A 13,966-nucleotide genomic window follows, 5' to 3' on the forward strand; every position below is an offset into this window, starting at 1 on the left:
GGAGGAAAAATTATGTTTAAATTTGACCATAATAATATTAATGTGCTGGATTTGGAAAAAAGCATGAACTTTTATCAGAAGGCGCTCGGACTCAAGGAAGTACGCCGCATAAATGGCGAGGACTTTACCATCGTATTTATGGGGGATGAAGCGGGGAGTCAGCATGTATTGGAACTGACATGGCTGAAAGACCGTAAAGAGCCGTATAACCTGGGAGATAACGAATTTCATTTAGCGTTGCGGACAGACGATTTTGCGGCAGCTCATGCCAAGCATAAGGAAATGGGTTGTATCTGCTTTGAAAATGAGGCTATGGGGATTTATTTCATCGTTGACCCGGATGGCTATTGGGTAGAAATCCTGCCGCCAGTGGTTGAAGTTTGATTTATAAAGTTTGATTATATATGTAAAAAGTTCATGCAGCGCATCGTTAACTCTTTGGCGTCACCATCTTTATGCTGGCACAGGTAATCCAGTGTATAGACATAAAGGAATGATGTGATAGGCACGAAACGACGGCCTTTATGGAAATTACCCCAAAGCAATAGTTTTTGGTAGATTATTTCCATGTCATCAAGTGTAAGGTTGTGTTTCTTTACGATACGGCGCAGTTTGTAATCCTGCTGGCAGAAAGCATAGATTTCTGCCAGCAGTTCTTTATTTTGCAGGTCATCGCGGTATTTTTCAATCAGGCGGCTGTTGGCATTGGAACGGCGCATAGAGTGGCGCATTTCCAATAGGAAAATGATGGATAGCAGTGCTATCAGCAGGATTAAAACGTAATTCATGGCAAACACCTCGTTAATTTTTCTCAATGCTAGTTTAACACAGCTTAGGGCAAAATACGAGAATTTGACAATTCGAAAGAAAACTGTTATGATTACAGACATCTCATTTTCTGTGGGAGGAAAGTGAGTCGGGATACTAAGTATAATTTTTTTCTGTAAGGTTTTGGGATTAGAAGGAGAGTTTTTGACAATGAAAAATCTTGAATGGTGCGATTTAGCTGAGCGTTTCTATGCTTTTAAGACGGTGGCTGACCGTCTGGGCTTCTATGTGCCGGAGACTGCTGGCATGGAAGACAGCCTTTATAAGTGCCGTCCGTTCGTAGCCGATGCGGAAGTTGCTGGCAAGATTCGCACGCTGGATGAAGGCAAAGCACTTCATTTCGATTTCAGCGAAATGGCAGATGATCAGCTGCCGGTTTACGATGAAAACGACGAGCTGGCACACGCTTAATTCATTTTTCGTTTAGCTTTACTATGGATAAGGCGCGCAATGTGTGGTATAATTCATACGTTGCGTGCCTTTTCTATACAGGCAGTGCGGCAGATTATTTGGGGTACGGAAATGTACTCGTCATATATAGGCGGTGTTTCTCATTAGTAAGCAGGAAGTTACAACGGAAAATAAATCCAGTAAGGGAGAGTCTTTCCTTAAAGGAACCTTTATCCTGACCGTGGCTGGTTTTGTGGTCAAGGTCATCGGTTCGTTGAACTGGATTTTTGTTTCCCGAATCTTAGGCGGTGAAGGTATCGGTCTTTACCAGATGGCCTTTCCTATCTATTTCTTTGCCATGACGGTCTCTCAGGCTGGTGTGCCAGTGGCTATCTCCATCATCACGGCGGAACGTGTGGCCTTGAAAGATATTTATGGCGCTAAGCGGGTATTCCATATTTCCATGGCGTTGATGCTCGTAACGGGCCTCTTTTTCTCGTTTATGACCTATTTTGCGGCGGACTGGCTCATTGAATGGCAGTTTGTCCGCGATGCCCGTGCGTATAAGTCGATTGTTGTACTGGCGCCTACGGTGTTTTTCGTCACCTTTTTGGCCAGCTCCCGCGGTTATTTGCAGGGCTGGCAGCGGATGACGCCGACGGCGGTTTCGCAGATTGTGGAGCAGATTTTCCGGGTTATCACCATGATTCTGCTGGCAGAACTCTTGCTCCCGTGGGGGCTTGATTATGCATCTGCCGGTGCATCTTTAGGTGCTTTGGCTGGTGCCGTAACCGGGCTTATGGTACTCGTGTACTTCCATTGGAAATTGGAAAAGGATATCGAGCGGGATTACGGGCATGATCTGCAGCCCCTGCCGGGGACGGAAGCTGAGCCTGCCTGGTCGATTATCAAGCGGATTTTTAAGCTGTCTTTGCCGGTGTCGGCGGCCAGCATTATGCTGCCAGTCGTGTCCAATCTGGATTTGATGATTGTGCCGCAGCGTTTGGAAGTGGCAGGCTATAGTGTCAATGAGGCAACGGAGCTTTTCGGTTATCTGACCGGTATGGCGGTTCCCTTGGTAAACTTATCCTGTATCATTACGGCTTCCATGGCCATGAGCATTGTGCCGGCTATTTCTGAGGCCAGAGCGCTGAAGGATATGAAGCGTGTATATAATCAGACGGCAGCTTCTGTGCGTATTTCAAATTTCGTTTGCTTCCCGGCTTTTGTCATTGTCTTTGTACTGGCTACGCCTATTGCATCGCTTATCTACAATGCACCGGGCGCTGGCCCTGCGGTAATGATTTCGGCAGTCAGCATAATTCTATTGGGGCTTCATCAGGTGTCTACAGGCATTTTGCAGGGCCTGGGCCATCCGACTATTCCGATGGTAAATATGATTTTGGCAGCTGTAGCCAAAGTTATTCTGAACTGGGAACTTACGGCTATTCCCTGGCTGGGCATCATGGGTGCTGCCTGGGCGACGGCAGCGGATATGGGCGTTGCCGCCATTATCAATCTGATTTTTATTTACAAGTTTATCGGCTATCGCATGGAAATCCCGCAGTTGCTTAAAACAATAGTGGCCTCTGCAATCATGGCTGCAGCCGTGTATTTCTTCTATGATTTCACCATGGCCTGGTGGCAGATGGGGGCTGTTTCTACTTTTGGTGCGGTCTTCTTTGGCTGTGCTGTGTATATCGCGGTTATGCTCGTAATCGGTGGCCTTAAAGAGGATGATTTGGAGCGTATGCCGATGATTGGCCGGATTGGGATTAAATTTCTGCGGAAAATAGGCGTTTTCAAGGCGGAGGAAAAACAGGAGGCGTAAACTTTGCAGAAGCTGGTGCTGTTTTATAACCCGGTATCGGGACATGCAGCCTTTAAGAATAAGCTGGATTGGATTGTAGAAGCTTTTCAGCGGCGGGAAATGTTATTGATTCTCTACCGCACAAAAAAAGAGGGCAATGAAGATTTTGTAGATTTTTTACAAGAAGTAAAGCCAGATGGCGTTTTAGCTGCCGGTGGTGATGGCACTGTACATGAATGCGTCAATCTGTTGGTAAAAAATCACTTGGACTTACCTTTGGGGATTATTGGCAGCGGTACTTCGAATGATTTTGCCACATATCTCAAGATAAATGAGGATATGGAAGCCTATTTTGATAAGATTGCGGCAGGAAGTATCCGGCGTATGGATGTCGGCAAGGTCGGTGACAAATACTTCATCAATGTTGCTAGTGCTGGCATGATGACCTGTATTGCCCATGAAGTGGACAGACGTTTGAAAAATGCACTGGGCAAGATGGCGTATTATCTTAAAGGCATTGGTGAGATTCCCAAGTTCCGGGCTGTGCCACTCGTCATTACGGCTGATGGTGTAAAACATGAATTGGAAGCGTTTCTGTTCGTGGTTATCAACAGTGGCGTGGTGGGCAGTATGAAAAATGTAGCTTCTGGGCTTGCTGTAGATGATGGCAAGTTGGACCTATTGGCTATCAAAAAATGTGGTGTCCATAAGTTGATGGCGGTTACGGCTGATTTGGTGGCGGGAAATCCTGTATCGGAAAAGGATTGTGTACTCCATCTGCAGGCACAGAATTTCCGTATTGAGACGCAAGGGGAACTGCAGAGCGATTTGGATGGTGAAATCGGACCGTCCCTGCCGCTGGCGATAGAAACAGTTCCTCAAGCTATTGCGATTTATTGCTAAGTTTAAGGGAAAACACGATTAAGCACTAGCGGAATAGCTTAAAATGGTGTACAATAAAGAAGGCGCGATTTTTCGCGAATTTTATAAGGTGGAGGGAAACAATCCATGAAAAAATTTGTTCAAATGTTACTCGTTGTATGCATGGTGGTATTTAGTGCTCAGGTAGCTTTTGCCAATTATGACAATGTAACGATTCAGGAAGGTGCCGATATTACGGCTGTAAAGCGTATTGCTGTGGCTGCGCCGCTCTATACGCCTGTTGATGATAAGGCTCCGAACAAAGAAATGTTGACGCAGATTGTATCGGATGCCAGCCGCGTATCCCGTGGCTATGTTATTTCCTATGATGCTGTAGCTGAAGGGATTAAGACGGCTACCAATGTGGACATCAAAGCACTTGACCGCCGTCAGGCTGCTAAGATTTACAAGGAAAACGTAGCTAATTATGCCGATGCATATGTAGTGTTGACGGTGGCAAACAATAGTCGTACGACTTTTTTCTTTGATGTGTTCAAAGCTGGTACCAATGAATTGCTTTATACGTATGAGATTCGCGCAAACAAAAGTGAAGGCGACACGGTAACAACCTTCAACAACCTCAGTGAACAGTTCTACAAACATTTTGACCGTTCTGCTGATGAGCAGCTGAAAGGCAATAACAAAAAGAAGTAAAAATAAAGGAGACAGGCTCCCTGTAAAAGGGGGGCTGTCTCCTTTTCTTATCTGTTTATTCAGCAGGCTCAGCCAAATACAACGGTTTGATTTTTGCCGATTCAGCGGTGGTTTCATCAATGTAGCCGTTACGTACCATGGCATCGATTACGATAAATTGTCGCTTTTTGGCCAGCATAAAGTCAACATAAGGCGAATAGAGCGATGGGGCATTAGGTGTGCCGGCCAGCATAGCTGCTTCGGGAAGTTTTAAATCCTGAGGTCTTTTGTTAAAGTATCCTTCAGCAGCCGGACCGATGCCATAGAAATTGGAACCATAGTAAATGGTGTTGAGGTATAACTCTAATATTTCACTTTTGCTGTAATTGGCTTCCATATCGAGTGAGAGCAATAGTTCTTCGGCTTTGCGGCCAAAAGACTGCTCGTGAGAGAGAAAGAGATTTTTGACTAGCTGCTGGGTGATGGTGCTGGCGCCTTCGGTGACTTCTCCATACTGGAGATTGACAAGTGTTGCTCGCATGATACCTTGCACATCGAAACCATAATGGCTGTAGAAGCGGTTGTCTTCAACAGCAATTATGGCATTTTGCATATCTTCGGGAATATCACGGAGTTTCACATAATGGTTCCGGTCGATACGGGCATCTACAGCCCTTTTGATGAAGAGCATACGACTGAGACGGTCGGTGGTGGATATTTTCTTAGGGGGGTCAGTCTGCTGATTAGCAGGCAGAACGGCCTCAAGTTTGGGCAGAAAATCACCAACGTGCTGCCAGGTGCGAGGGGAGAAAAAGTAAAAACCGCCCGCTAAAAAGAAGGTGATAAAGAAGAGCAGAATCAGAAAAAAGATTAATCGGAAAAATTGTCGGTAAATTCGACGTTTTTTATGTTTTTTCATAAATGTACTCCTTAAAAAATTATAATTACATTATAACACGATTTTTTATAAATAGGGGTTGCAATTTTATGCAATATAGATGTATAATTATAAATGAAGTTTACAGGATACAGTTGACATATCAAAATTGACGGATTAAAAATCCGTGTTGACAGGTCAAATTTGTATCGGAGGAGGAATTTCTCTATGAAGGTCAGCGTTATTGGTGCTACCGGTTATGCCGGAGCCGAACTTCTGCGGCTGCTCTATCAGCATCCGCAGGCAGAAGTGGTGCATATCACTTCGGAAAGTCATACCGGTGAAAAGATTGCCAGCCTTTATCCGCATCTGCGGGGGCTTTACGATATGGAACTGGAGTCCATGAAGGATATCGAGCGTATCGGCAAAGACAGCGATTTTGTCTTTATCGGTCTGCCGCATGGTCATGCCATGGAAGTGGGTCGGGCGCTTGCGGGGATGCCGGTGCGAATCATTGACCTGGGCGCTGACTATCGTTTTAGCGACACAACGGTGTATGAAGCATGGTATCATGTACCGCATACCCATCAGGATGCCGAACGTGTTTATGGTCTGGCTGAACTTTATCGGGAGCAGATAAAGGGGGCCAAAATCATCGGCAATGCCGGCTGCTTTACCACTGCCAGCATTTTGGCACTCGCGCCATTGGCCAAGCAGCATCTTATCGATGTGAATACGATTATCGTCGATGCCAAGTCCGGTGTATCTGGGGCAGGGCGCGGTGCCAAGCAGGCCAATCATTTCCCGGAGCTTTACGATAACTTCCGGGCTTACAATGTAGCCAAGCACCGACATACGCCGGAGATTGAGCAGGCACTGGCCGATATTTCGGGGGGAAAGGTTCTCTTGAACTTCACGCCGCATCTTGTGCCGATGTCGCGGGGGATTCTTTCCACCTGCTATGCCAACCTCAAAGAGGGCGTAACTGCGGATTTGGTCAGTGCCGCTTTTGCAAAGCTCTATGGCAAGGAATACTTTATCCGTTTATTGGGCGAAGGTGCATATCCTTCCACCAAGGAAGTTCGCGGTTCTAACTTCTGCGATATCGCCTGGCATGTGGATGAACGAACAGGCCGCGTGATTGTGCTCTCGGCCATTGATAATCTCGTGAAGGGCGCTGCCGGGCAGGCAGTACAGAATTTCAATATCGCCTGCGGTTTTGAAGAACGTATGGGACTTGATTTCGTCCCCCTTTATCCCTGATAAAAAACGAAAAACAACTCTGAGGAGGAAGATATATGTTTAGTGATGCACATAAAAAAGCCGGGGTTACTTACCCGCAGGGCTTTCAGGCTGCCGGTGTCAAGGCCGGCATAAAGAAAAGCGGCAATCTCGATGTTGCCGTAATCTATACGGAACAGGAAGCGGCCGTGGCCGGTACCTTTACCCAGAATGCGGTAGCATCGGCTCCGGTACGCGCGTCTAAAAAAGTTGTAGCTACGGGCATGGCACATGCCATCACGGCGAATGCCGGCTGCGCTAATGCCTGCACGGGCGAACAGGGCGAAAAAGATGCGGCGGCTATGCAGGATATCACGGCCACGGCTTTGGGCTGCAAGGCGGACGATGTAGTGGTTGCCTCCACCGGCGTTATCGGTGTGAACCTGCCCATGGACAAGATGGAAGATGGTATCAAGCAGGCGGTTAAGGAACTGTCCACCGAAGGCAGTGAGAACGCCGGCAAGGCCATCATCACCACGGATACCTATTCCAAGTCCTGCGCTACAGAAATTACGCTCGGCGGTAAGGAAGTACGCTTTGGTGCTATCGCCAAGGGTTCGGGCATGATTCAGCCCAATATGGCCACTATGCTCTGCTTTATCACGACGGATGCGGCCATTGACAGCAAGCTTCTGCAGAAGGCCCTGTCGGAAATCGTCGAGGTTTCCTTCAATATGATTTCCATTGACGGCGATATGAGCACCAATGATATGGTTATCGTACTGGCCAACGGTGCCGCAGGCAATGCGAAAATCACCGAAGAAAATGAGGATTACAAGCTCTTTAAGGCCACGCTGCAGAATATCTGCCAGGAGCTGTCCAAGAAGATTGCGGCTGACGGTGAAGGCGCTACCAAGTTCCTGACTATTTCCGTAACGGGGGCAAGAAATTTTGCCGAAGCTAAGACCATTGGCATGAGCGTTGCCAAGAGTCCGCTCGTAAAGACGGCGTTCTTCGGTGAAGACCCCAACTGGGGCCGCGTAATCTGCGCTGTGGGTTATGCCGGCGTACCGATGGACCCGAATAAGACTGTCGTGAAGTTCGGTGATATTCCCGTTTATGCCAATGGTGTAGGCGCAGATTATGATGAAGCAGAACTGCGGAAGGTCATGGAGGCCCATGATATCGTTATCGGTATCGATATGGGTGAAGGCGATGCCAAAGCCGATATTTGGAGCTGTGACTTCTCCTATGAATATGTGAAGATTAACGGGGAATACCACACCTAAGGAGGCAGGCTGATGTTTACAGCAGAAGATAAAGCCGCCATTTTGGTGGAGGCCCTGCCCTATATCCAGCAGTTCTATGGCAAGACCATCGTCATCAAATACGGCGGCAATGCCATGATTAACGATGATCTCAAAGAAAAAGTTATGCAGGATATCGCCCTGATGAAATACGTTGGTATCCGTCCTGTCATCGTTCATGGCGGCGGTCCGGATATCACGGGCTTCCTCAAAAAGGTCGGCAAGGAATCAGATTTTGTGGCAGGGCTTAGAGTCACCGATGAAGAAACCATTGAGATTGCGGAAATGGTGCTCGACGGCAAGGTCAATTCCGAGATTGTCAATCTCCTGAACCGCCGCGGCGTAAGGGCTGTGGGGCTCAGCGGTAAAGATGCTGGGCTGATCAAAGCCCGCAAGAAACTGGCCACGGTTTACGAAGGCGAGGACACCAAAAAGGTGGATATCGGCTATGTCGGCGAAGTGGAGCAGGTGGACACAGGTATTCTCGAAGACCTGCTGCAACAGGGCTATGTGCCCATTATCGCGCCCATTGGTGTAGGCGATAACGGCGAGAGCTACAATATCAACGCCGATTATGTGGCGGCAGAGATTGCCGGTGCCTTGCAGGCAGAAAAACTGCTGCTTTTGACGGATATCGAGGGGATTTACAAGGACTTCAATGACAAGTCAAGTTTCATCTCCACCTTGCATCTGCCCGAGGCCAGGCAGTACATCAAAGAAGGCATTATCGCTGGCGGCATGATTCCCAAAGTGGAAGCCTGCCTGACGGCTTTGGAGCAGGGCGCAGGCAAGACCCATATCATTGACGGGCGGCTCGCACACTCCATTATCTTGGAAATCTTTACCTCCCGGGGCATTGGCACCCAGGTGGTGCGGTAAGGAACTGTGCAGAAATAAATCTGTCAATAGAGCGCAGAACAAATTTTCATAGGCTAGGCGGAGGAGGGAGTCATAGCGGGGGCTATGGCGACCGACGACAACAACGCCTATGGAAATTTGGGCAAGCTATATGACTGATTTATTTTGTAACAGTTCCGAAGGGGGCACAATATGCAGGAACAGGAAATTTTTGCGGAGGACCAGCAAAGCTATCTGCCGGTTTTTAACCGCTATAAAATCGTCCTTGACCACGGCGAAGGCGCCGAGGTTTGGGATATAAACGGCAAGAAATATCTGGATTTCTTGGGTGGCATTGCGGTAAATGTACTGGGGCATAACAACAAGGCCTTGGTACAGGCGGTGACGGAGCAGGCAGGAAAACTCATTCACTGCTCCAATCTCTACTACACCAAGCCACAGGCTGATGCGGCGGCCAAACTGGTCAAGCTCAGCGGTCTGGATAAGGCATTCTTCGCCAACTCCGGCGCGGAAGCCAATGAAGGGGCCATCAAGATTGCCCGCAAGTATGGATACAGCATCAATCCCGAAAAGACGGAAATCATATCCGCCTGGGACAGCTTCCATGGCCGTACATTGGCTACGCTGACGGCTACGGGACAGACGCATTACCATGAAGGTTTGGGGCCATTGCCCGCAGGTTTCACCTATGTGCATTACAACGATATCGCCGAACTGGAAAGCAAAATCAGCGACAAGACGGCGGCGGTGATGCTCGAAACCATTCAGGGTGAGGGCGGTGTCCATACACCGGATGGCGATTACCTCAAACAGGTTAGAGACCTTTGCGATAAGCATGGTGCCCTGCTGATTCTCGATGAAATACAGGCAGGTATCGGCCGCAGCGGCAAGTTCTTCGCCTATGAGAATTACGGCATCAAACCGGATATCGTAACACTGGCCAAAGGTTTGGCGGGCGGTGTGCCCATCGGCGCCTTTATCGTCACCGACAAGGTAGCGGCAGCCTTTAAGCCTGGCGACCATGGCACGACCTTTGGCGGCAATCCGCTGGCCTGTGCGGCAGCCAATGTGGTACTCGATACGGTACCAAAAGATGAATTTTTGAAAAATATTCAGGCTGTAGGCAAATATTTTAAGGATAAATTGCAGGAATTAGCGAAAAAATATCCAAAATTTATTGTAGATGTGCGTGGTGAGGGTCTGATTCTCGGCGCTGAACTTGCCGGTGCCGAACATGGCCGGGATATCGTCAATGACTGTCTGGCCAAGGGGCTGATTATCAACTGCACGGCGGGCAAGGTATTGCGCTTTATCCCGCCGCTCATCATCACCACAGCACAGATTGATGAAGCATTTGCCGTAATGGACGAAGTTATCGGCAAATACGCCGAATAAGGGGGCTTTGGATGTTAAAAGGACGCGATATGTTGTCCATCCACGATTTATCCGTGGATGAAGTACAGGAGATTCTGGCACTGGCCCATGAACTCAAGGCCAAGCAGAAGGCGGGAATCGAACATCATCTCTTAAAGGGCAAGACCCTGGGCATGATTTTTGAAAAGTCTTCCACGCGAACCAGAGTTTCGTTTGAAGTTGGCATGTACCAGCTCGGCGGGCAGGCGCTGTTCCTCTCGAACCGCGATTTGCAGCTGGGCCGCGGCGAACCCATTAAGGATACGGCACGCGTGCTGTCCCGTTATCTGGATGGCATTATGATTCGTACCTACGGCCATGACCGCGTGGAGGAACTGGCCAAATACGCCGATATTCCGGTTATCAATGCGCTGACGGATTTGCTCCATCCCTGTCAGGTGCTCACTGACCTCTTAACCATTCAGGAGCATAAGGGCAAGAACCTCAAGGGCCTCAAAATGGCTTATGTGGGCGACGGCAACAATATGACCAACTCCTACATGTATGGCTGTGCCAAGGCCGGTATGACCTTTGTGGCTGCTACACCGGCAGATTATAAGCCGGATGCCACGGTGACCAAGCAGGCAAAAGAAGATGCCAAACTCACGGGCGCCAGCATTGAGCTCGTAACCGACCCGGTAGAAGCGGTCAAGGGCGCTGATATCGTGGTTACGGATACCTGGGCCAGCATGGGACAGGAAGATGAACACGATGCGCGCAAGAAAATCTTCGCTCCCTATCAGGTCAACAAGGAACTTATGGCTCATGCGGACAAGCGGGCTATCGTAATGCACTGCCTGCCGGCTTACCGCGGTGAAGAAATCACCGAGGAAGTCTTAGAGGCCAATGCCCATGTGATTTTTGATGAAGCAGAAAACCGCCTCCATACCCAAAAGGCCATTATGGCGCTGACAATGGGTTAAGGCGAGTATAGATTTAGAAGTGGAAAGGAAGTTCTATTATGGCTAAACAGATTAAAAAAGTAGTTCTGGCTTACTCCGGTGGTCTCGATACATCCGTTATTATTCCCTGGCTCAAGGAAAATTATGATGGCTGCGAAGTTATCGCCTGCTGCGCTGATGTAGGGCAGGGCGATGAACTGGATGCCGTGCATGACAAAGCGCTGAAATCCGGTGCTTCCAAGGTATATATCGCTGACCTCAAGGAAGAATTCCTCAAGGAATATGTATGGCCGACGCTCAAAGCCGGTGCTGTTTACGAAGATAAGTACCTGCTCGGTACGTCCTTTGCCCGTCCGATTATTGCCAAGAAGCTGGTGGAAATCGCTAAGCAGGAAGGCGCGGATGCTATTGCTCACGGCGCTACCGGCAAGGGCAATGACCAGGTGCGTTTTGAGCTGACCGTTAAGGCTCTGGCTCCGAACATCACGCTGATTGCTCCGTGGCGTGAATGGGACCTCGATTCCCGTTCTGCCGAAATCGAATATGCCAAGAAGCATGATATCCCCATTGCTACGGATAACAAGACCTATTCCATGGATAGAAACATCTGGCATCTGTCCCATGAAGGTGCTGACCTTGAAGACCCGGCCAATGAACCGAAAGACAGCATGTTCCTGATTTCCAAGGCTCCGCAGGATGCTCCGGACGAACCGGAATATGTGACCATTGACTTTGAAAAGGGCGAACCGGTTGCTGTTAACGGCAAGAAACTCGGCGCTGTAGAACTGCTGACCGAACTCAACGAAATCGGTGCGCGCAATGGTGTGGGCATCGTGGATATCTGCGAAAACCGTCTGGTGGGCATGAAGTCCCGTGGCGTGTATGAGAATCCGGGCGGAGCACTGCTCTATTATGCACATCGTGAACTGGAATATCTCTGCCTTGACCGCAGCACCTACCATTACAAACAGCAGGTTGGCATCCGCTATGCTGAACTCGTCTATGATGGCATGTGGTTCTGCCAGCTGCGTGAAGCACTGGATGCTTTCGTAAACAGCACACAGCAGACGGTTACCGGTCAGGTTAAGCTCAAACTCTACAAGGGCAATATCATTTCCGCTGGTTCCACGTCTCCGTATTCCCTCTACAGCCAGGAATTTGTAACCTTCGAACATGATGATGTGTACAATCAGGCTGATGCTACGGGCTTTATCAACCTGTTCGGCCTGCCGCTTAAAGTTCGTGCCCTGATGCAGGAGAAGACGGGTAAATGAGTGAGGCCATGTGGGGAGGTCGTTTCACCAAGACCGTAGATGAAATGGTCAACGAATTCCAGGCCTCCATAAACTTTGACAAACGCATGTATCACGAAGATATTGCCGGTTCCATTGCCCATGCCATCATGCTGGCCAAATGCGGCATTATCTCCGATGATGACTGCGGTGCCATTCTGCAGGGCTTAAAGGATATCGAAGCGCAGATTGAAGCCGGGGAGTTTGACTTCTCGGTGGATTTGGAAGATATCCACATGAATATCGAAAAGCGGCTGACCGAGGCCATTGGCGAAGCTGGCGGGCGGCTCCATACCGCCCGCAGCCGCAATGACCAGGTGGCACTCGATACTCACATGTACATCCGCCGGGAAGTGGTGGCCGTGCAGAAAGAAATCATCAATTTGCAGGAAGCCCTGCTCGAAACAGCGAAGAAAAATCAGGATGTGATTATGCCTGGTTACACGCATCTGCAGCGGGCACAGCCGATTCTCTTTGCGCATCACCTGATGGCTTACTTCGGTATGCTTTCCCGTGATTATGCCCGGTTCAGCGGCGTCTACCAGCGGGCGGATATCATGCCGTTAGGCGCTGGCGCGCTTGCCGGAACCACCTTCCCGATTGACCGGGAACTTGTGGCCAAGCAGCTGAACTTCGAGCAGATTTACAGCAATAGTTTGGATGCGGTCAGCGACCGTGACTACATCATGGAATTTCTGTCGGCAGCCAGCATTTTGATGGTACATCTTTCCCGCTTGTCGGAAGAAACCATCCTCTGGTGCAGCCGTGAGTTCTCCTTTGTGGAACTTGATGATGCCCATTGCACGGGCTCGTCCATGATGCCGCAGAAGAAGAATCCGGATGTTTCCGAACTCGTGCGCGGCAAGACGGGCCGGGTAATCGGCCACCTGATGGCTATGCTGACCACGGTCAAAGGTTTGCCGTTGGCCTATAACAAGGATTTGCAAGAGGATAAGGAAGGTATCTTTGACTCTATCGACACGGTGAAATTCAGCCTGGGTGTCTATGCCCAGCTTATCCGTGGCATGAAGGTCAAGAAAGATGTTATGCGCAAGGCGGTGGAGGAGGACTTCTCCAATGCAACCGACCTGGCCGACTACCTGGTAAAGAAGGGCATGCCCTTCCGTCAGGCACATGCGGTATCCGGTACGGCCGTGCACAAATGCATTGCCGAGGGCAAATATCTTGCCGATATGACCCTGCCGGAATTGCAGGAACTCTCGCCGCTCTTTGAGGCCGACATCGCCGAGGCTTTGAAGCCGGAAACCTGCGTCAACCAGCGCATTTCCTTGGGCGGTACGTCAACAGAGCAGGTCAAACTGCAGCTGACCGCCGCACAGGAACTTATCGACGCTGAAAAAAAGACCAATACGACATTGACGAGTCAACAAATCTGACATGTCAACATAAATTTGACAAGTCAAATTGACTTGTCAAACATAACGAAACAGCCTTGCAGAAGAAAGATTTTCTGTAAGGCTGTTTTTCGGTTTGTACATGGAGTTCAAGAAGCT

The 13,966-nt window shown here is 49.1% G+C and carries 14 protein-coding genes; 12 read left to right on the forward strand and 2 right to left on the reverse strand.

What is annotated here, in order from left to right; translation table 11 throughout:
• The first annotated feature begins 12 nt into the window (after positions 1-12).
• Complete coding sequence (locus tag G598_RS0108305; protein ID WP_473243926.1) at positions 13-384, forward strand: VOC family protein; 372 nt, start codon at positions 13-15, stop codon at positions 382-384.
• A gap of 14 nt (positions 385-398) precedes the next feature.
• Here G598_RS0108305 and G598_RS0108310 read toward each other — a convergent pair whose 3' ends face one another.
• The gene (locus G598_RS0108310; RefSeq protein ID WP_026766578.1) at positions 399-788 is read right to left on the reverse strand and encodes a hypothetical protein; all 390 of its coding nucleotides are present in this window, start codon (positions 786-788) and stop codon (positions 399-401) included.
• 190 nt (positions 789-978) lie between these two features.
• Here G598_RS0108310 and G598_RS0108315 point away from each other — a divergent pair, with 190 nt between their 5' ends.
• From G598_RS0108315 to G598_RS0108330, 4 genes are all read left to right on the forward strand, one after another.
• A complete protein-coding gene (locus G598_RS0108315) occupies positions 979-1,239 on the forward strand; it encodes a hypothetical protein (protein ID WP_026766579.1) in 261 nt (86 codons plus the stop codon).
• A 133-nt stretch (positions 1,240-1,372) separates the two neighbouring features.
• Positions 1,373-3,049: a putative polysaccharide biosynthesis protein gene (locus G598_RS0108320; RefSeq protein WP_026766580.1), complete on the forward strand. Its 1,677-nt coding sequence runs from the start codon at positions 1,373-1,375 to the stop codon at positions 3,047-3,049.
• A 3-nt stretch (positions 3,050-3,052) separates the two neighbouring features.
• On the forward strand, positions 3,053-3,931 hold the full coding sequence (locus tag G598_RS0108325; protein WP_026766581.1) for a diacylglycerol/lipid kinase family protein: 879 nt from the start codon (positions 3,053-3,055) through the stop codon (positions 3,929-3,931).
• Between the two features lie 105 nt (positions 3,932-4,036).
• A complete protein-coding gene (locus tag G598_RS0108330; RefSeq protein ID WP_026766582.1) occupies positions 4,037-4,603 on the forward strand; it encodes a hypothetical protein in 567 nt (188 codons plus the stop codon).
• Positions 4,604-4,658: 55 nt separating this feature from the next.
• Here G598_RS0108330 and G598_RS17465 read toward each other — a convergent pair whose 3' ends face one another.
• Positions 4,659-5,501 (reverse strand): transglycosylase domain-containing protein, encoded by an 843-nt coding sequence (locus G598_RS17465; protein WP_037363663.1) that lies wholly within the window; start codon positions 5,499-5,501, stop codon positions 4,659-4,661.
• A gap of 186 nt (positions 5,502-5,687) precedes the next feature.
• Here G598_RS17465 and argC point away from each other — a divergent pair, with 186 nt between their 5' ends.
• The 7 genes from argC (at position 5,688) to argH (ending at position 13,849) form a co-directional block, all read left to right on the forward strand.
• Positions 5,688-6,722, forward strand: a complete 1,035-nt coding sequence (argC, locus tag G598_RS0108340; RefSeq protein ID WP_026766583.1) for an N-acetyl-gamma-glutamyl-phosphate reductase — start codon at positions 5,688-5,690, stop codon at positions 6,720-6,722.
• A gap of 35 nt (positions 6,723-6,757) precedes the next feature.
• Positions 6,758-7,969, forward strand: a complete 1,212-nt coding sequence (gene argJ / locus G598_RS0108345; protein ID WP_026766584.1) for a bifunctional glutamate N-acetyltransferase/amino-acid acetyltransferase ArgJ — start codon at positions 6,758-6,760, stop codon at positions 7,967-7,969.
• Positions 7,970-7,981: 12 nt separating this feature from the next.
• The gene (argB, locus tag G598_RS0108350) at positions 7,982-8,866 is read left to right on the forward strand and encodes an acetylglutamate kinase (RefSeq protein ID WP_026766585.1); all 885 of its coding nucleotides are present in this window, start codon (positions 7,982-7,984) and stop codon (positions 8,864-8,866) included.
• Positions 8,867-9,037: 171 nt separating this feature from the next.
• Complete coding sequence (locus tag G598_RS0108355; protein ID WP_026766586.1) at positions 9,038-10,240, forward strand: acetylornithine transaminase; 1,203 nt, start codon at positions 9,038-9,040, stop codon at positions 10,238-10,240.
• Positions 10,241-10,251: 11 nt separating this feature from the next.
• Positions 10,252-11,181, forward strand: a complete 930-nt coding sequence (gene argF / locus G598_RS0108360) for an ornithine carbamoyltransferase (RefSeq protein WP_026766587.1) — start codon at positions 10,252-10,254, stop codon at positions 11,179-11,181.
• Positions 11,182-11,219: 38 nt separating this feature from the next.
• Positions 11,220-12,434, forward strand: a complete 1,215-nt coding sequence (locus G598_RS0108365) for an argininosuccinate synthase (protein ID WP_026766588.1) — start codon at positions 11,220-11,222, stop codon at positions 12,432-12,434.
• Positions 12,431-13,849, forward strand: a complete 1,419-nt coding sequence (argH, locus tag G598_RS0108370) for an argininosuccinate lyase (RefSeq protein WP_026766589.1) — start codon at positions 12,431-12,433, stop codon at positions 13,847-13,849. Before G598_RS0108365 ends, argH begins: the two co-directional genes overlap by 4 nt.
• The last annotated feature ends 117 nt before the right edge of the window (positions 13,850-13,966 follow it).

The organism is Selenomonas ruminantium subsp. ruminantium ATCC 12561 (assembly GCF_000424065.1).
In the GTDB taxonomy this organism is placed as follows: domain Bacteria; phylum Bacillota; class Negativicutes; order Selenomonadales; family Selenomonadaceae; genus Selenomonas_A; species Selenomonas_A ruminantium.